Origin of the sequence: Serinicoccus hydrothermalis (assembly GCF_001685415.1) — a bacterium.
GTDB lineage: Bacteria > Actinomycetota > Actinomycetes > Actinomycetales > Dermatophilaceae > Ornithinicoccus > Ornithinicoccus hydrothermalis.
Genome location: NZ_CP014989.1, coordinates 1532494 through 1549315 on the forward strand (window position 1 = coordinate 1532494; position 16822 = coordinate 1549315).

The 16822-nt window shown below is 75.0% G+C and carries 15 protein-coding genes, 1 tRNA gene and 1 riboswitch; of the genes, 4 read left to right on the plus strand and 12 right to left on the minus strand.

The window, feature by feature from the left end; all coding sequences use genetic code 11:
- Positions 1 to 2 precede the first annotated feature (2 nt).
- Genes SGUI_RS07025 through SGUI_RS07040 form a run of 4 tightly spaced genes read right to left on the minus strand, consistent with a single transcriptional unit; the run spans position 3 to position 5419 of the window.
- A complete protein-coding gene (locus SGUI_RS07025) occupies positions 3 to 212 on the minus strand; it encodes a hypothetical protein (RefSeq protein ID WP_066638049.1) in 210 nt (69 codons plus the stop codon).
- On the minus strand, positions 209 to 3784 hold the full coding sequence (locus tag SGUI_RS07030) for a DUF4011 domain-containing protein (protein ID WP_066638051.1): 3576 nt from the start codon (positions 3782 to 3784) through the stop codon (positions 209 to 211). The genes SGUI_RS07025 and SGUI_RS07030 overlap by 4 nt, the downstream gene beginning before the upstream one ends.
- The gene (locus SGUI_RS07035) at positions 3781 to 5040 is read right to left on the minus strand and encodes an MFS transporter (protein ID WP_066638053.1); all 1260 of its coding nucleotides are present in this window, start codon (positions 5038 to 5040) and stop codon (positions 3781 to 3783) included. The genes SGUI_RS07030 and SGUI_RS07035 overlap by 4 nt, the downstream gene beginning before the upstream one ends.
- 34 nt (positions 5041 to 5074) lie before the next feature.
- On the minus strand, positions 5075 to 5419 hold the full coding sequence (locus SGUI_RS07040) for a UBP-type zinc finger domain-containing protein (protein ID WP_066638055.1): 345 nt from the start codon (positions 5417 to 5419) through the stop codon (positions 5075 to 5077).
- 139 nt (positions 5420 to 5558) lie between these two features.
- On the opposite strand from SGUI_RS07040, the gene SGUI_RS07045 reads away from it, so the two are divergent.
- On the plus strand, positions 5559 to 6032 hold the full coding sequence (locus SGUI_RS07045) for a GyrI-like domain-containing protein (protein ID WP_066638056.1): 474 nt from the start codon (positions 5559 to 5561) through the stop codon (positions 6030 to 6032).
- A 15-nt stretch (positions 6033 to 6047) separates the two neighbouring features.
- On the opposite strand, the gene SGUI_RS07050 is transcribed toward SGUI_RS07045, so the two are convergent.
- The 3 genes from SGUI_RS07050 to SGUI_RS07060 all read right to left on the minus strand — a co-directional run bounded on the left by SGUI_RS07050 (position 6048) and on the right by SGUI_RS07060 (position 7337).
- Positions 6048 to 6665: a hypothetical protein gene (locus tag SGUI_RS07050; protein WP_083190551.1), complete on the minus strand. Its 618-nt coding sequence runs from the start codon at positions 6663 to 6665 to the stop codon at positions 6048 to 6050.
- Positions 6666 to 6679: 14 nt separating this feature from the next.
- Positions 6680 to 6752: transfer RNA gene (locus tag SGUI_RS07055), tRNA-Arg, on the minus strand.
- A gap of 120 nt (positions 6753 to 6872) precedes the next feature.
- Positions 6873 to 7337, minus strand: coding sequence for an SRPBCC family protein (locus SGUI_RS07060; RefSeq protein ID WP_066638064.1), 465 nt, complete (start codon positions 7335 to 7337; stop codon positions 6873 to 6875).
- Between the two features lie 77 nt (positions 7338 to 7414).
- Between SGUI_RS07060 and SGUI_RS07065 the strand changes: the two genes are divergently transcribed.
- Positions 7415 to 7894: an OsmC family protein gene (locus tag SGUI_RS07065; protein ID WP_066638066.1), complete on the plus strand. Its 480-nt coding sequence runs from the start codon at positions 7415 to 7417 to the stop codon at positions 7892 to 7894.
- Positions 7895 to 7899: 5 nt separating this feature from the next.
- Here SGUI_RS07065 and SGUI_RS07070 read toward each other — a convergent pair whose 3' ends face one another.
- The 4 genes from SGUI_RS07070 to SGUI_RS07085 all read right to left on the minus strand — a co-directional run bounded on the left by SGUI_RS07070 (position 7900) and on the right by SGUI_RS07085 (position 12701).
- Positions 7900 to 10599 carry an AAA family ATPase gene (locus tag SGUI_RS07070; protein ID WP_066638067.1) on the minus strand — a complete coding sequence of 900 codons (2700 nt, stop codon included), beginning with the start codon at positions 10597 to 10599 and terminating at the stop codon, positions 7900 to 7902.
- Entirely contained in the window at positions 10596 to 11831 is a 1236-nt protein-coding gene (locus SGUI_RS07075) for a metallophosphoesterase family protein (protein WP_066638070.1), read from the minus strand. The genes SGUI_RS07070 and SGUI_RS07075 overlap by 4 nt, the downstream gene beginning before the upstream one ends.
- Positions 11832 to 11928: 97 nt before the next feature.
- Positions 11929 to 12288 (minus strand): FluC/FEX family fluoride channel, encoded by a 360-nt coding sequence (locus SGUI_RS07080; protein WP_066638073.1) that lies wholly within the window; start codon positions 12286 to 12288, stop codon positions 11929 to 11931.
- Between the two features lie 5 nt (positions 12289 to 12293).
- Entirely contained in the window at positions 12294 to 12701 is a 408-nt protein-coding gene (locus SGUI_RS07085) for a fluoride efflux transporter FluC (protein ID WP_066638076.1), read from the minus strand.
- Positions 12702 to 12825: 124 nt separating this feature from the next.
- Here SGUI_RS07085 and SGUI_RS07090 point away from each other — a divergent pair, with 124 nt between their 5' ends.
- Together SGUI_RS07090 and SGUI_RS07095 are read left to right on the plus strand one after the other, a co-directional pair.
- Positions 12826 to 14271 (plus strand): hemolysin family protein, encoded by a 1446-nt coding sequence (locus SGUI_RS07090; RefSeq protein WP_066638077.1) that lies wholly within the window; start codon positions 12826 to 12828, stop codon positions 14269 to 14271.
- A complete protein-coding gene (locus SGUI_RS07095) occupies positions 14268 to 15386 on the plus strand; it encodes a hemolysin family protein (protein WP_066638078.1) in 1119 nt (372 codons plus the stop codon). The genes SGUI_RS07090 and SGUI_RS07095 overlap by 4 nt, the downstream gene beginning before the upstream one ends.
- 361 nt (positions 15387 to 15747) lie before the next feature.
- Here SGUI_RS07095 and SGUI_RS17645 read toward each other — a convergent pair whose 3' ends face one another.
- Positions 15748 to 16623, minus strand: a complete 876-nt coding sequence (locus SGUI_RS17645; protein ID WP_066638079.1) for a C40 family peptidase — start codon at positions 16621 to 16623, stop codon at positions 15748 to 15750.
- Positions 16622 to 16765, minus strand: a riboswitch (cyclic di-AMP (ydaO/yuaA leader). It overlaps the preceding gene by 2 nt.
- Positions 16766 to 16822: the final 57 nt, after the last annotated feature.

Below are 16822 nucleotides of genomic sequence, written 5' to 3' on the forward strand. Positions count from 1 at the left end.
GTTCAGTCCCAGTGGGGCGGCCGCTGCTCCAGGATCCAGGTGTCCCGGGGGTCGAGGCGACGGGGCGCCCGCCCTGCCTCGCGCCCGCGCTTCCGCTCGTGGTCGCGCGCCGGAGGCACCTCGTCCGCCTGGTCCGCCGCGGGGTTGGTGGGTGCTGCCACGGCACGCCGTGGCGCGCGCCGGCGGCGCTGCTCCGCCGGCCCGTCGCTCACCGCGTCCGCTCGCGCAGCGCCTGCAGCACCCGGGCGACCTCCCGCGCCGGGTCGGTGAAGACGTCCGTGGTGCGCACCCGCACCGGCGCCCACCCCATGCGGGTGAGCTGGTCGTGCCGCAGGCGCACGTCGTCGCGGCCGGGTCGCGGGGCGGAGCCGTTCTGGACGTCCCCGTCCACGGCGACGGCATACCGCGCGTCGTCCTCCTCGGACACCACGGCCAGGTCCACGACGTGCGGACCGTGGCCGACACCCTCCTTGACCTGCAGCCCCTCGGAGCGCAGCCGCCGGACGAGCTCGGTGAGCACCGCCGAGCCGTGGCCGTGCTCCTCGGCGTCCGGGACGAGGGCGTGCCGGACGATCTCGGCCCCGTGACCGGCCGCGGTGGGCCAGTCGGCGACGGGGGTGGGGGTGACCAGGTCGACGCTGCGGCGCGCGCCGGCGAGCACCGCGCCGGCGGCCTCGGCGCTGCCCACGGCGGCGGGTGAGCCCACCCACACGACCCGGTCGCGGGTCTGACCTGCGACCCGGTGGACCGGGAGCACGAGGAAGGCCTCGCTGTCCTGCTCGTCGTCGGAGAGCGAGGCGGGCAGCCCGGCCGAACCCATCGCCGCACGCAGGGCGATGCCGGCGTCCTCCGCCCCCGCCTCGTCGTCGGTCACCAGCAGCAGGCTGTCCGGCCCGGAGCGCGCGTGCTTGAGCACCAGGCGCACGGCGGCCTCGATCCTCGCGCTCACGTGCCCGTCCACGACGTGCTCGCGCACGCTCGCGCCGCGCCACACCCCCGGGAAGGAGTGCACGGGACGCGGCATGAGGGGGGCCAACGGGGCGACGAGGCCCTGGTCCAGCGCCCGGTAGTGGGTGCCGAGATGCCGCACGGGCAGGATCTTCGCGACCTCGGCGAGCAGCGAGGGCTCGTCCATCGGTCCGGGGTCGCCGTCCGCCTGCGGGTCGGCGACGACGGAGAAGTGGCGCGGCCCGGGGCCGCCGCTGTCGCCCACGACGAGGACCTGCCGGCCACGGGCCAGGGCCGGCGCCGTGCGCGCGGTCGTGGTGCGGCCGGCGCGGTCGACGACGACCAGGTCGACCGTCAGGTCGGGGGGCAGCACCGCCGGCACCACCAGCGGGCTGGCGAGCAGCACGGGCGCGGCGGCCAGCACGACGTCCGGGGCCCGGCTGATGACGTCCCGGGAGTCGACCGCGCCGAGCCGGGTCTCCTCGAGCGCTCGCTGCCAGGCGCCGAGCTGGGAGCCGTGGCCGGCCAGCGTGCGCCGTAACCTACGGAGCACCGCGCGCCGGGCGCGCAGCGCGTTGCGGCGCAGGTGGGCCCGGTCCGCGGCGCGGAAGGATCGCTCGGCCTCCCGGACCGCCTCCCCACCGACCTGCTGGGGCACCTCGTCCGAGGTGAGGTGGTCGAGCACCGAGCTGCGGTGCACGAAGCGCACCTCCTGGGCCACGCGGTCGGCGGGCACGCCCCGGCGGGCGAGGTCGTCGACGAGCTCACCCAGACCCTGCTCGCGCAGCGGCGCGAGCAGGGGGTGCGCCTGCGCCGCGACCGCGGCCCGGTCGGCACGCGCGTCGAGCCGGACCAGCCGCTCCAGCACCGTGTCGAGGTGGGTGGTCGACAGCTCGTGGCCGACCGAGGTGCCCGTGAGGGCCTGCTCCAGCCACTCCAGGTCCTCGCCGATGGGCGTCTGGGCGGCCAGCGCCTCCTCCCAGCCCTCGGGCGCGGTGGGACGGGCGGCCTTCCCGGCCACCTCCTCCCACTCACGTCCTTCGTCACGGGCCATGCGCACCCGCTGCGCCAGGTCGGCCGGAGGGGTGCCGGGCCGCAGCTGCTGGCGCACCTGACGCCGCAGCCGGGCGCGGGCGACCGCACCGGGCCGCTGCACACCGGCGTCGCGGTCCGGTCCCAGCGCGGCGACCATCTGCTCCAACGGGGCGTCGTAGATCCCCGGCGCGAAGTGGTCCAGCGTGTCGCTGGCGCGGGCCACGAGACCCAGACGGTGGCCCCACTGGCGCAGGGTGGCGGGCGCGGGCATACCGGCCGCGCGGCACACGGCGTCCGCCTGCTCGCGGGCGGTGCTGAACTCCCCGGACACCAGGCGACCCACGATCTCGGTGGCGCGGGTGGCCTCGTCCTCGCTGGTGAGGCGTGCGGCGTACCAGGGGTCCTCGGCGCGGGCCGTGGACCAGGCGCCGCAGTCGGCCGCCTCGATGAGGGCGTCGGTGACGGCCGAGAGCTCCTCGTCGGTGAGCGTGCGCAGGACGTCCGGGTGCAGGCGCACCCGCGAGGTCGGCGGGTGCTCGGAGGTGGCGAGGGCGGAGAGGTCGTCCTCGGTGCGGGCCAGGCTCAGACCCCAGGGCTCGTGCTCCCGGTGCAGGACCTCCTGCTCGCGCTGCAGCACCGACAGGGCGTCGGCCCGCGCGGGCAGGGGGTCGGGCCCGAGGTCGGGCTCGTCCTCGGAGGGCAACCGGTCCAGACGACGCCGCACCTCCGCGAGCGTCTGGCGCATGGAGGCAGGGTCCTCGGCCAGCTGCAGGCACAGGTCGCCCAGGCCGACGGCGTCCAGGCGCCGACGGACCGCCTGCAGGGTGCTGCGGTCCTCCGAGCAGACCATGACCGTCCGGCCCTCGGAGAGCGCCCCGACCACGACGTTGGCGATCGTCTGGGTCGCGCCGGTCCCGGAGGGGGTGTCGAGGACGAGGTCGCCGCCGTGCGACACCTCGTCGACGACCAGCCGCTGCGAGGCGTCGGCGTCGAGGGCGCTCAGCTCTCGGGCGGCGTCCTCGGCGCGCTCCGGGTCCGGTGCCGACGGGGTGAGCCGCACGTCGGCACCGGCGAGCGCGGCCACGACGTCGTGCGCCGCGAGCGGTTCGGGGTCGCCGGTGTAGGAGGTGACCAAGGGCAGCTTGGCCCAGGGGAAGGTGCTGATGACCATCTGCGGCCCGATGGCGAAGCCGGCCATCTCGATGCAGATGTCCTCCAGCGCCCGGTAGGTCAACCGCGGGTCGAAGCCGTGGCTCTGCGCGGACAGCCCGGCCAGGAGCGCCGGGTCCGGCTGCAGGTGGGCCTCGCTGCGCAGGTAGTGCTCCAGGACGGGGTTGAAGACGACGTCCTCGTGCAGCTCGAGCACGAAGTCGGAGTGCGCGGCGTCGGTCGGCGTGATCGTGCAGGCGCGCAGCAGCACGGGGGCCCGGGGCGGGACCGGCACGCGGTGCAGCGTCCAGGTCGCGAGCCCGATGGCCAGGAAGCTGGTCTCTAGGCCGTGCTCCCGGCGCATCTCGGTGACCTTGTCGCGGATGCCGCCGAGGCGGCGCGCGGCGTCGGCGAAGGCCACCTGCTCCCGGACGAGGTCGGAGAGCGGCGTGGGCCGCCCGGACAGCAGCTTGGCCACCCCGCCCGGGTGGGCGAGGTTGAGGTCGAAGGTGCCGGTCAACGAGGTGCGGTGCCACAGCAGGGAGTTCGCCCCGCCGAGCTCGGCCACCTCGTGCCGCCACCGTGTCCGGGCGCGCTGGACCGCCTCGACGCGCGCTTCGTCGAGGGTGTTCAAGGGGCGCAGGGAGCTCACCGTCTCAGGCTAACGACTGAGGTCGTGTATGCCGCGAGCACCACCGCGGCGAGCGCGGCGAGGACGCAGAGCCAGGCGTACCCGACGAGGTCCATGACCACCCCGGCCAGGGCTCCGCCGGCGGCGGCGGACAGGCCCATGACGAGGTCGGCGCCGCCCTGCACCGAGGCGCGCTGCCCGACCGGCACGGCCCCGGCGACGGTCCCGGAGCCGGCGACCATGGTGCAGGACCACCCCAGGCCGAGCAGGAAGAGACCGGCGGTCAGGCCCGGGGAGAAGCCGTCGTGGCTGATCCCGGCGAGCAGGCACGCCAGCACGAGGAGGACGGTGCCCAGCAGCACCACGGGCCGGGGCCCGAAGCGGTCGGTGAGCTGGCCGGTGACCGGGGCCAGGCCGTACATCCCGAGGATGTGCAGGCTGATGACGAGGCCGATGAGCTCGATCTCGGCCTCCCCGTGCCGCATGTGCAGCGGCGTCATGACCATGACCGCGACCATGACCACGTGCCCCACCGTGAGCGCGGCGGTGCCCCACAGGGCGGCCGGGGTCGCCCGGATGAGGCGCAGACCGTCGCCGACGTTGCCCTGCCGGCCCACCGGCTGCTCGGTGTCCACCCCGGCCAGGCGGCGGGCGGTGAGGAGCGGGTCGGGCCGCAGCGCGAGCTGGAGGAGCACCGCGGCGAGCCCGAAGCCGATCGCGGAGAAGACCCAGGCCCCGGCGAGCGGCGGCAGCCCGAGCACGCCGGCGACGGCCTTGCCGGGGCCGACCATGTTGGGCCCCAGGACGGACCCGATCGTCGTGGCCCAGACCACCCAGCTGAGCTGACGTCCCCGGCGCTCGGGGGCGGCGAGATCGGTCGCGGCATACCGTGCCTGGCTGTTCGCCGTCGTCGAGGCACCGAAGAGCGTGGTGCCGACGAGCAGCATCCAGAAGGTGCCGGTGGCGGTGGCAGCGATCGCGAGCGCCGCCCCGAGCGCCCCGACGACATACGCCGCGGAGAGGCCGACCCGGCGGCCGCGGCGCCCCATGAGCGCGGCGATCGGGATGGTGAACAGCGCCCCGCCCAGGACCTGGGTGGTCGTGGCCAGGCCGGAGAGTGCGTCCCGGCCGCTGACGTCCGCCGCGACGATCGCCCCCACGGCGATGCCGCTGGCCACCCCGATGCCGCCCAGGGTCTGGCTGCCCATGAGGGTGAGGACGGTGCGGGACTGCAGCTGCGCCGTGTCCGTGGCGTCGAGGGCGTGGTCGGCGGTCACGGGGGAAGTCTCGCAGCCCCGGGACGCGGGGGCATCAGTGGATCTGGGTGCGCCAGCCCGCCGGGACCCTGCCCGCCGGCCCGGGGGCGGGCTGGTCCTCGGGCCGGCTGGTGGGCGCCGCGAGCTGCGGGCCGAGCACACCGGTGCTCTTGGCATAGGACCAGAACCAGTCCTCGCCGGGCTCGAAGCTCTGCACGACCGGGTGCCCGGTCTCCTCGAAGTGGGCGGTCGCGTGCTGGCCGGGCGAGCTGTCGCAGCAGCCCACGTGCCCGCACTCGGCGCACCGGCGCAGGTGCACCCACCAACCCTGGGCGTCGTCGCACTCCACGCACCCGGTGCCGCTCGGCGGCACGTCGGTCCTGATCCCCTCGACGGTCATGGCTGCTCCCTCTCCTAGGCTCGTCCCATTCACGCACGAGCGGGGGTATGCCGTCCACGGGTCGGCCTCGGGCGATGAGTTCCCGGCGGGTCAGCGGTCAGGATGGGACACACGAGCGAACCCGAGGAGAGGACGAGCGATGAGCGAGCAGCAGCCCACGACCGAGGACGTCGAGCCGTTCCGCGCCGTGGTGGTCACCGGGACGGGCGTGCCGGTGGAGGACCTGCGCGACTTCTTCGACAGCGGCTTCCAGCGGCTGGGCGCCGCGCTGCAGGCGCAGGGCGGACCGCCCGCCGGTCCCGCCTTCGCGGCCTACGACCGCCAGCCGTCGGAGACCGTGGACCTGCGGATCGGCTTCCCGGTCGGCCCCGCCGTCGTCGCCGCCGAAGGGGTCGAGGTCATCGACGTCCCCGGCGGACGGGTGGCCCGCCTGGTGCACGAGGGAGGCTACGACGACCTGTCCGGCTCCTGGGACCGGCTGGTGACCTGGGCCCTGGAGCAGGGCGAGCGGCCGGCCGGCTGGTTCTACGAGGAGTACCTCACCGAGCCCACCCCTGACGCGGACCCGGCCGACATGCGCACCCGGCTGACGCTGCCGCTCCAGCCGGCCTGACCCGGCCTCCCAGCCTCACCGGTCTGCGTCCGCCCCGTCGTCCGACAGCTGACCTCGGCGGCGCAGCACCACGAAGGTCGCCACGGCCAGCACGAGGCCGGCGAGGATCGTCAGGAGCGTGCTGGCCGTGCTGCCGAGCGCCTGGGAGAGCAGGATCCGGCTCTGCGACGTCGGGTCGGACAGGATCACCGCGACGAAGACCGCGACCAGGACGGTCGCGAGCATCATCGGGACCCTGGCCCACCACCCGGAGAGGCCCGAGCGCTGCTGCAGCAGCCGGCCGGCCTTGAGGATGCGCCCGGCACGCACCAGCCGCAGCGCCCCGACGACGCGAAGCAGCCGCAGCAGCTGGACCGGGCCGACCGCCAGCACCACGGCGGCCACGACGGCGAGCGTCAGCAGCACGAGCCACCAGTGCCGCAGCAGCCAGGCGCGCCGGTCCTCGGCCACGGCGAAGAGGATCACCGTCTCGGCCACGAGGACCGCCCCGGTCAGCCAGTTCGCGACGGTGCCGACGGTCGAGTAGGGCTCGGCGAGCAGGGTCAGGAAGACCGCGGGGACCGAGGCGAGCGCCGCGACCAGCACGGGCAGCGCCAGCCGCTCCTCCCACTCCTCCTCGCGGCTGCGGGCCACGGTCACCTCCTGCGTGCCCCCGGCAGGATTCGAACCTGCGACACCCGCTTTAGGAGAGCGGTGCTCTATCCCCTGAGCTACGAGGGCGCACCGGGTCGCGCCCGGAACCGGCACATCCTCTCATGCGGGAGCCCGCCGACCGGGTGCTCCCCACGACCTCCGGCACGCCTGAGCCCCCGCCGTGGCGGGGGCTCGGGCGGGTCGGGCTCAGCCGGTGGCGGCCGCGGCGAGGTTGCCGAGGCTGGTCTCCAGCTCCTCCTCCTGGACGAGGGGGAAGCTCACTTTGGTGAGCAGCTCGGGGTCGGTCACCTTGCCCCAGTCGTAGGTGAGCTGCACCTCGGTGCTGTCCGGGCCCTGGGGGGTCAGCTCCCAGACCCACTCCCAGCCCTTGGGCTCGGTGCCGGCCGGTGCGGTCTGCCAGGCCACCAGCTTGTCCTTGGCGTAGCCGGTGACGTGGTTGTCGGTCTGGTAGTCGCCGCCCATGTGCTCGCCGGACATGTTCATGGTGAAGACCTGCCCGGTCTCGGTGATCCGGTCGCCGTGGTCGACGGACTGCACGAAGCCGGAGCCGTCGATCGCGACGTGGTTCTCCGGGAGGGTGAGCACCTCGAAGACGTCCTTGGCGGACACGTCGATGGTGCGGCTGACGGTGATGCTCGTCTGATCGCTCATGGGGCCGACGCTAACGAGGCGGGCGCCGCGACGCGAGCCGAGACGGGCGAGCGCCCGCGACCTGCGACGCTGGGCGCATGGCGACGCACACCTACGAGCTGGGGCTCACCTGGACCGGCAACCGCGGCTCGGGCACGTCCGGCTACCGCGACTACGACCGCTCGGTCCTGGCCCGCAGCGTGGGTATGCCGGATCTCCCGCTCTCCGCGGACCGCGCCTTCCGCGGCGACGCCGGGCGGTGGAACCCCGAGGTGCTGCTGCTCGCGGCGCTGAGCGAGTGCCACCTGCTGTCGCTGCTGCACGTGGCGGTGACGCACGGCGTCACGGTCGTGGACTACACGGACGCACCCGTGGGCACCATGGAGCAGTCCGGGATCGGCGGTCGGTTCACCCGGGTCCTGCTGCGCCCCGTGGTGACGGTCACGGACACCGAGCACGTCGAGCTCCTGCCGCAGCTGCACGCGGAGGCGGCGCGGGCCTGCTTCATCGCCTCCTCGGTGAACTTCCCCGTGGACCACGACCCACGGACGGTCGTGGCGCCGCCGCCCGCGACCTGAGGCGGCTACGAGGCCTGCAGCCGGACCGTCCGGGCCCCCGGGATCGAGGCATACCGGTCCGGGGTGCAGGTGAGGAGCACCACCTGCACGTCCTCCCCACCGGCGGCCCCACCCCCGAGCACCTGGCTCATCTGCTCCAGCCGGTCCGGGTCGGTCCACCCCAGGGCGTCGTCGATGACCACCGGCACACCCCGCGCCGGGTCCACCAGCTGTGCCACGGCCAGCCGGGCCAGGATGCCGAGCTGCTCCCTGGCCCCGCCGGAGAGCTGGTCGTGCGGCACGGTGGTGCCGTGCAGGGTCCGGGCGACGACGCTCAGCTGCTCGTCGACGGTGACGCCGAAGGTCTGGCCGTAGACCCGCCGACCGAGCCGCTCCAGCGCCTCGGTGAAGGGTCGGACGTAAGCCCGGTGGGCCGCGTCGCGGTGCTCGTGCAGCGTGGTCCGCAGGTGCCGTGCCGCCCGGGCCCGTCGGTCGAGCGCGACGAGCCGTCGCTCGGCCTCGTCCAGGCCCGCGACGGCGAGGTCGTACAGCTCCTGGCGCCCCTCGCCGGCCGCCTGCTCGACGTGCCCGGTGAGGGTGTGCATCCGGTCCCGCGCCTCCCCGAGCTCGTGCTGCGCCCGGGTCAGGGCGCCCTCGGCGCGCGCGAGCGCGGCCGTGACGGCGTCCGCCCCGGCGTCGCTGAGGGCCGTCCGCGCCGCCTCGGCCCGCACCCGGGCCTCCTCCAGCGTGGCCGTCCGGCTGCTGGCCCCGGCCGCCAGCTCGTCGTCGCTCGCGACCTCGCGGGACCCGGACAGCTCGGTGACGGCACGGTCGTGCCGGGCCCGCTCACCCTCGACGCGCCCGACGAGACGGTCCAGCTCGGCCTGGACCCTGCGGGCCTCCTCCCGCCGTGCGCTCATGGTCGCGCCCGCGCCGCGCCGCGCCTCACGGGCCTCCCGCAGCTTCCGCCCGGCCGCGTGCTCCGCCTGACGCGCGGCGTCCACGTCGCCGCCGGGCTGCCACTCCTCGACGTCCGCCGTCGCCACCGTGAACCGGTGGCGCGCCTGCTCGAGGCGCCGCAGCAGGCTCGGCGCGGCGGCGCCGGCCTCCACCTGCGGCAGGTCCGCCGCGGCGCCGTGGGCGCGCAGCACGGACTCCAGGTCGCGTCGCGCCTCGCGCCACGTCGCCTCCGCGGTCTCCGTCGCCCGCGCCGCGGTCCGGAGCCCGTCCAGGTCCGTGTGGCCGGCGCGGTCCAGCGACGAGACGAGGGCTTCCCGCGCACGGTCCAGGGCGGCCACGCGTCCCGCGGAGTCCGCCGCCGCGCGCACGACCACGTGGGCCGCTCCCGGCACGTCCACCTCCAGGTCGTCGGTGGCGACGAACGTCCGTTCCTCGCCGGCGCTCACGGGGCCGTCCTCCTGATCGGCGCCCCGCACCGTCACCCCCGAGCCGTCCGACAGCGCACGGACGACGACGCGCGGGCTGGCGGCCTCGTGGCGGGCCCGCTGGACCTCGAGCTCGTGCGCCAGCGCCTCGACCTCGCGGACCGTCTCACGGGTGACCGGTCGTGCGGGGACGGCCTCGCGTGCCCGGTCCACGGCGGCGGCCCGCTGGTCGATCTCGGCGAGCACGCCCTCGAGCCGCCGGACCTCCTCGTGCTGCTCCAGGCGGTCCAGCTCGGCCCGGGCCTCTTCGAGCCGCGTCTCGGCCGTCTCGACCAGGGCCTCGGTGCGGCGCGTCTCCCCCTGCGCCCCCTCGACCTGGGAGAGGAGCTCCTGCGCCGCACGGGCGAGCCGGTCCATCTGCTCCTCGTGCCCGGCGAGCACCTCCTCGAGGTCGGCGACCTCGCGCACCTGGATGCGCCGTCGCCCGACCTCCGCCTCGGCGGCCCGCGCGAGCTCAGCGGCCTCACCCAGGCGCGCGGAGGCGGACTCCTCCGCGGCGACGAGCGCGGCGATCCCGGCGGCCCGGTCCTGCGCCCCGGTGAGCGCGCCCCGCGCCTCGTCCGCCTCGCCGGTCAGGGCAGCGACCCGCTCCCGCGCGGTGGCCAGCAGCTCCAGCAGCTCCTCGGCCTCCACGACCCGGCGATGGGCCTCGGCGACCTCGGACTGGGACTGCGCGTGGTCGGCGATCGCGGCCTTGTAGTCGCCCGTGGGCCGGCCGGTGCGCGCGGTGAAGTAGCTGAGGTACTCCTCCTCCACGAGGTCCAGCACCCGCTCCCCGCCACCGTCGTGCAGGTGCGCGTCCGCGGCGGTGTCCAGGGCCTCGCGCAGCACGCCGCTGGAGACCAGCGGCAGCACCGTCCCGTCCCCCGACTGGGTCAGCCGCAGCGCCTCCCAGAGCGTCGTGTCCAGGCACCCGCGCAGGAGCTGCTCCAGCCGCTCCTGGGCCGCCGACCCCGTGAGCTGCTCCGGCCGGGGCGCCAGCACCTCCAGCTCGGTCATCGGGCTGCGCAACCACCGCTTGGCCAGCCGCAGCCGCTGGCCGTCGAGGGTGAACTCGGCCTCGACGTAGGGCCCGACGTCGCGGCCGATCGGCTGCAGCGCCTGGGCCCGCGCGCTGCGGGACGTCGACTTCAGCTCGAGCAGCCGGTCGAAGGCCTCGAGCAGCGTCGACTTGCCGATCTCGTTGGGGCCCTCGACCACCACGACACCGCTCTCCGGCAGGTGCACGGTGCGCTCGGCGACGCCCCGGACGTCGCGCAGGGTGATCCGGTGCAGCCTCACGACCCGCTCCTGCTCAGCCGGTAGAGCAGCGCGAGGGCGTCGCGCGCGCTCGCCTCGTCGTCCGGCCGCCCGGCCAGGAAGGGCGCCGACGACGTCTCGACCGGGGCCTCCTGCGCGGACGGGGAACCAGCGGGCGCGGGGCGCTGCGCCTCGGCGCGGATCTCCTCGACCGCCGGTCCCAGGAAGCCGCCGAGCTCCAGCTCCGCCCAGGCGGCGTCGTCGTCGGCCACCACCAGGTCCCGGTGCTGCTCGCGCTCGACCAGTGCCCCCAGCCGGTCGGCGTGCCGACCGCGCACCTCCTCCAGGCGCGCGTGCTCCACGACGCCGAGCATGCCCCGCAGGTTGAGGAAGACGACAGTGCGGTCCGGGTCGGGCAGCGCCGCGAGCTCGGCGTCGAGCGACGCCACGTCGGCGTCGGAGTCGACCTGCCGGTCGAGCACGGTGAAGCCCCAGGTCCCGACGCGGTGCCCCCGCACCCGGACCCTCTCCCCGGACGGCGCGCCCGGGTCGACCTCCACGACGAGCGCCTCCCCCGGGGCCACCTCCGTCTCCCGGGTGGGCTCCGGCGTGCCGGCATACTGCAGGTCGGCACGCCCGGCGACCTCGGTGCGCGAGTGGCGGTCGCCGAGGGCGACGTAGTGGACCTGCCCGGCGTCGAGGGCCTGGACCAGCGGCCCGGTCGCGATCGTCGCGTGGTCGCGCCACTCCGGGTCGAAGGTGTCGACGCCGCCGTGCCCGACGACCACCCGGGTCACCCCCTCGGGCGCCGGCCCGGGCGGGAGCAGGCCCATCGCCTCGGCCACGAGGTCGCGCCCCGGGTGCTTGCTCTCCCACGGCGCGGCGACCAGCTCCACGCCCGGGGACACCTCGTGCACCCCGGCACGCTCCAGCACGTGCACGTGGCCGGGCCGTTCTGCGAGGAAGAGCGCGGAGCGGTAGACCGAGGCGGCGTCGAGCGGGTCGTGGTTGCCGGGCAGGAGGTAGACCGGCACCGGCACGGTGCGCAGCGCGTCGAGCGCCCGACGCACCGTGCGCCCGGTCAGGTGGTTGCTCTCGAAGACGTCGCCGCAGACGACGACGAAGGCGCAGTCCTGCGCCGCCGCGACCTCCCCCAGACGCCGGATCGCGTCGGTCCGGGCGGCCGTGAAGCGCGACTGTGCCTCGGGCTCGAGGAAGCGGCGGGTCATGCCGATCTGCCAGTCCGCCGTGTGCAGGAACCGGACCATCGTCATCGCCTCCTCTCACCGGTGCACCAGGTCGTCCCTCCACCGTAGGAGAGGCCGCCGACAGACCCGCGGACCACGCGGCCCGTGTCGCCTCCCGACCGCGTCACACCAGGAGCCGGGCGAGCGCATACCCCCCGGCCGCGGCCCCGAGACCCAGCAGCAGCGTCGCACCCAGGTATGCCCCGGCCCGGTCCCGGTCGCGCCCGCCGAGCTCACAGGTCTGGACGGCGAGGGTGCTCCACGTCGTGAGCGCACCGCACAGACCCGTGCCGAGCAGCAGGAAGAGCCAGGGGGCGAGGGCGTCGGCCAGCCCGACGAGCACGCCCAGCGCGGCCGCCCCGACGAGGTTGACGAGCAGCACGCCCCGCACCGGGCCCAGCGGGGGGCGGGAGAGCAGGTGCCGGAGCATCGCCCCGACCGCGCCGCCCGCCGCCACGAGGGCGGCCGCGAGGAGCCACGGCATACCGCTCACGAGGCACCACCCCGCGCCAGCCGCGCCCCCAGACCCGCCGCGGCGACGCAGAGCGCGGCGGTGACCACGAGGTAGACGAGCCCCACGAGGGGGTCGACCCGGCCGAGCAGGGCGGTCTGCACGGCATACGTGGAGAAGGTCGTGAACCCCCCGAGCAGCCCGGTCCCCACGCCGGGCCGTAGCCAGTGGGGGTGGCGGTGCCGGTCGTCGTGCACGACCAGCCAGCCCAGGGCGGCGCTGCCCAGCACGTTGGTGACCAGGGTCGCCCAGGGCCAGCCGGAGCCGGCCGGGAGCAGCAGCTCGAGGCACCAGCGCAGCACCGCACCGAGCCCGCCGCCGACCGCGACGGCCAGGAGGGTGGGGACGTGCCGGGTCGCGGGCGCAGGGGCCTGGGACGAGGACACGGTGCGACCCTATCCGCGGTCGTACACTGGAGTTCATGGATCGACAGTGCGCCGACGCGCAACCTCCGAGTCCCCGGCCGGGCGATGACCTCGTCCGGCTGCCCGACGGCGCGGGGGGCGCCGCATGCTGATCGTCGGCGGCATCGCCGTCATCGTCGTCCTCACCCTCATGACCGGCTACTTCGTCGCCCAGGAGTTCGCCTACGTCAGCGTGGACCGCGGACGGCTGCGGCACCTCGCCGACGAGGGTGACGCCGCCGCGCAGCGGGCGCTCAAGGTCACCTCGCGCCTGTCCTTCACGCTCTCCGGCGCCCAGTTCGGCATCACGGTCACCGCCCTCATGGTCGGCTACCTCGGCGAGGCGTTGCTCGTGCGCGGGCTGACCGACTCGTATGCCGACGCCGGGCTGCTCGCGCGGGCGGCGATGATCTCGCTGTTCTCCATCGGCACCCTCGTCTTCTCCACCGTGCTGCAAATGGTCATCGGCGAGCTGGGCCCCAAGAACTGGGCGATCGCGCGCCCCGTGCCGCTGGCCCGGGCGCTGTCCCGCAGCACCCTCATCTACCTCACGATCCTCGGCCCGGTCATCGCGCTCTTCGACAAGGCCTCCAACGCGCTGCTGCGCTCGGTGGGCATCGAGCCGGTGGAGGAGCTGCCGCAGGGCGCCACCCCCGAGGACCTCACCCGGATCATCGCCGAGTCGCACAGCGGGGGGACGCTGGACGAGGACCTGTCGACCCTGCTCGGGCGCGGCCTGGCCTTCCGGGACCGCGTGGCCGAGGAGGTCATGACGCCGCGGACCTCGGTCCAGACGATCCAGGCCGACGAGCAGGCCGCGGTCGTGCTCGACGCCCTGCAGAGCGGGCACTCCCGCTTCCCGGTCATCGGCCGCGACATCGACGACATCGTCGGCGTGATCGGGCTGCACGACCTGCTCGACGTCGAGCCCGAGGTGCGCCGCACGGCCCTGGTGCGCGACCTGGCCGACGACGCCCTCATCCTGCCGGAGTCGCTGCCGCTGCCGAAGGTCCTCGAGGCGCTCCGGGAGGGCCACCAGCAGATGGCCGTCGTCGTCGACGAGTACGGCGGCTTCGCCGGGATCGTGACCTTCGAGGACGTCGCCGAGGAGGTCGTCGGGGAGATCTGGGACGAGGACGACGACGAGGAGGCCACGAGCGCCGCACGCCCGGACGGGATCTGGGACCTCTCGGCCCGGTTGCGGATCGACGAGGTCGCCCAGCTGACCGGCGTGGAGCTGCCCGAGCACGAGCACTACGACACGCTGTCCGGCCTGGTCCTGGACCAGCTGGGCCGCACGGCCGACGAGGGGGACAGCGTGGTCGTCACCTGGAACAGCCGGGACGGGGAGGGCGAGGAGTATGTCCACCTCACCCGGATCGACGTCGTCACCACCCAGCGCTACGTCCCGGAGACGGTGACCCTGCACCCGATGGTCACCCGCACGCTCGAGGAGTGGCGCGACCTCGGCGACGAGGAGCGCGAGCACCTCGGCGACGGGCTGGTCATCGCCACCGCCCAGGCCGAGGACCAGCTGGAGGTGGCCCGATGAGCACCACCCAGGCCCTCCTGGTCAGCCTCGTGCTGCTCGTCGCCAACGGCTTCTTCGTCGGGGCCGAGTTCGCGATCGTCGCAGCCAAGCGACACCGGCTCGAGGAGCGCGCGGAGGCCGGCAGCCGGTCGGCGCGCGCGGCCGTCGACGCCTCGAGGGAGCTGTCCCTCATGCTCGCCGGGGCCCAGCTCGGCATCACGCTGTGCACGCTGGCCCTCGGCGCCCTGGCCAAGCCGGCCGTCGCCTACCTGCTCGAGCCGGTCATCCACGCCCTCGGCGTCCCCGACGTGGCGGTGCACGCCATCGCGGTCGTCTTCGCCGTGTCCATCGTGGTCTTCCTGCACATGGTCGTGGGCGAGATGGCGCCGAAGTCGTGGGCCATCTCCCACCCGGAGAGCTCGGCGATGCTGCTGGCGCTGCCCTTCCGCGCCTTCACCTGGCTCGCGCGCCCCGTCCTGTGGCTCATGAACGCCCTGGCCAACCTGCTGCTGCGCCTGGGCGGCATCGACCCGGTGGACGCCCTGGGCAACGCGCAGAGCCCGGCCGACCTGCAGCTGCTGCTGGCGCAGTCGCACGAGCACGGGGTGCTCGAGGACGCCGACCACCAGATCCTCACCGGGGCCCTGCGGCTCGAGGAGGAGACGGTCGAGGCCGTGATGTTCGGGACGACCGAGGCGGTCACCATCCCCCGCACCGCCACCGCGGCGGACGTCGAGCGCATCAGCCACGCCAGCGGCCGGTCCCGGCTGTTCGTCGTGGAGCCCACCGGCCGGCAGGGCCAGCAGCGCATCCGCGGGCTGGTCCACGTGCGCGACGCCATCCTCGCCTCGGCCCAGGGCCGCGGCGGAGGGTCGCTCGGCGACTTCCTGCAGCCGGTGGCCTCGCTGCCGGCGTCCATGCCGCTCATCGACGCGGTCTCCAGCCTGCGGCAGCAGCGCGGCCAGCTCGCGCTCGTGCGCGACGATGCGGGCCGGGTCGTCGGGATGGCCTCGATGGAGGACATCCTGGAGCAGATCCTCGGCGAGTTCGACGACGAGTCCGACCCCGAGAGCGACAGCGCCGACGCCGGTGCCGACGAGCAGCCGGCGCCCCAGGTGCAGGCCTCCCCCGCCTGACCGGCATACCCCGGCACCCACGCCTGACCGGCATACCCCCGCACGCGCGCCTGACCGGCATACCCCAGGCGCCCGAGCCGGAGGTGCCTCTGCCGGAATTCGACTACTGCTCCGCTCGCCATGGCGACGATTCGAGAGGTCGAATTCGGGATCTGCCCGTTCGCGACGACGTGGGCGCCCGGGGAGGATCGGTGCGCCTGCACGCATCCTCACCGCCGCAGGCCCGTCACCCGGGGAGGGTCGGTGCACCTGCACCCATCCTCCCCACGCCACTCCTCACGCCCGCGTCCCCCGGGTATGCCGAAGGGCCCCGGCCGCAGTGCGGTCGGGGCCCTTCGTGCGGGCTCGTGCGAGGGCTGGGTCAGCCCACCCGGCCGTAGCCGGAGACGCCACCGAAGACGGCGCGGTACTGGCTCGGGATGCCCGGGCGGCCAGAGTCGTACATCATGCCGTTACCGGCGTAGATGCCGACGTGGTAGGCCGGGTAGCCGAAGAAGATCAGGTCGCCCGGCTGGGGGTTGCTGACCGGGGTGGCGTAGGACTGCTGGGCCGCGGCGGTGCGCGGCAGCGAGATGCCGGCCTGGCCGAAGACCCAGGAGGTGTAGCCGGAGCAGTCGAAGCCGGTGGCGGGGCTGGAGCCGCCGTAGGAGTACATGTAGCCGGTGTAGGCGGCGGCGATGCCAAGGATGCCACCGCTGGGGGCCGGAGCGGCGGGCTCGGGCTCCGGCTCGGCCTGGACGACCGGCTCGGGCTCCGGCTCCGCCTGCACGGCGGGCTCGGCCTGGACGGCGGGCTCCGGCTGGGCCTGACGCTCGTTGGTGCGGCTGGCGGTGGTCTCCTCACGGGTGGAGACCTGCTCGGCGGCCTGCTCGGTCACCTGGTCGGTGGCCGGGGCGGCCTGCTCGACGACCGGCTCCGGCTCGGGCTCCTCGACGACCGGGGTGAAGGCGGTGAAGCCCCCGATGCCGAACGAGGCCAGGTCGACGTCCTCGGGCGCAGCCACGGCCTCGGCCGGGCGGTCCACGGTCACGGTGCGGTCGGCGGTCACCTGACCACCGATGCGCTGCAGACCCTCGCCACGGTCCTGGGGCAGGTCCGGGGTGGCGTTGGCGGTCAGGGCCACGCCGGCCAGCAGGCCGGTCGAGGTGGCCGCGACAGCCGCCGTGCGGGTCAGGGCGGAGCTGGTCGTGCTGAGGCGACCGGGCCGACGGTGCCGGCCGGTGATGCGCTGCGTCATGTAGTTCCTCCAGTGCCTGCGGGGTGAGCTGTCGGGCTAGGGCTGGAGTGCCCCTGGTCCGACAGGGCCGGACCGTTCGCCCCAAGGAACCGGAATCGGTTCCAGAGGTGGTTCCCCCGCTCCTGTCAAGCGGTGTTCGTACGTGCCACGGCCCCGGCTGCGCGCGGACAGGACTAGGCAGTTGCGCTTCGGGGGTCCC

What these genes read in the sequence shown, in the direction of transcription:
- SGUI_RS07040 (WP_066638055.1), bottom strand. Translation starts at nt 5,419, where the DNA reads ATGACCGTCGAGGGGATCAGGACCGACGTGCCGCCGAGCGGCACCGGG.
- SGUI_RS07045 (WP_066638056.1), top strand. Translation starts at nt 5,559, where the DNA reads ATGAGCGAGCAGCAGCCCACGACCGAGGACGTCGAGCCGTTCCGCGCC.
- SGUI_RS07060 (WP_066638064.1), bottom strand. Translation starts at nt 7,337, where the DNA reads ATGAGCGATCAGACGAGCATCACCGTCAGCCGCACCATCGACGTGTCC.
- SGUI_RS07065 (WP_066638066.1), top strand. Translation starts at nt 7,415, where the DNA reads ATGGCGACGCACACCTACGAGCTGGGGCTCACCTGGACCGGCAACCGC.
- SGUI_RS07075 (WP_066638070.1), bottom strand. Translation starts at nt 11,831, where the DNA reads ATGACGATGGTCCGGTTCCTGCACACGGCGGACTGGCAGATCGGCATG.
- SGUI_RS07080 (WP_066638073.1), bottom strand. Translation starts at nt 12,288, where the DNA reads ATGCCGTGGCTCCTCGCGGCCGCCCTCGTGGCGGCGGGCGGCGCGGTC.
- SGUI_RS07090 (WP_066638077.1), top strand. Translation starts at nt 12,826, where the DNA reads ATGCTGATCGTCGGCGGCATCGCCGTCATCGTCGTCCTCACCCTCATG.
- SGUI_RS07095 (WP_066638078.1), top strand. Translation starts at nt 14,268, where the DNA reads ATGAGCACCACCCAGGCCCTCCTGGTCAGCCTCGTGCTGCTCGTCGCC.
- SGUI_RS17645 (WP_066638079.1), bottom strand. Translation starts at nt 16,623, where the DNA reads ATGACGCAGCGCATCACCGGCCGGCACCGTCGGCCCGGTCGCCTCAGC.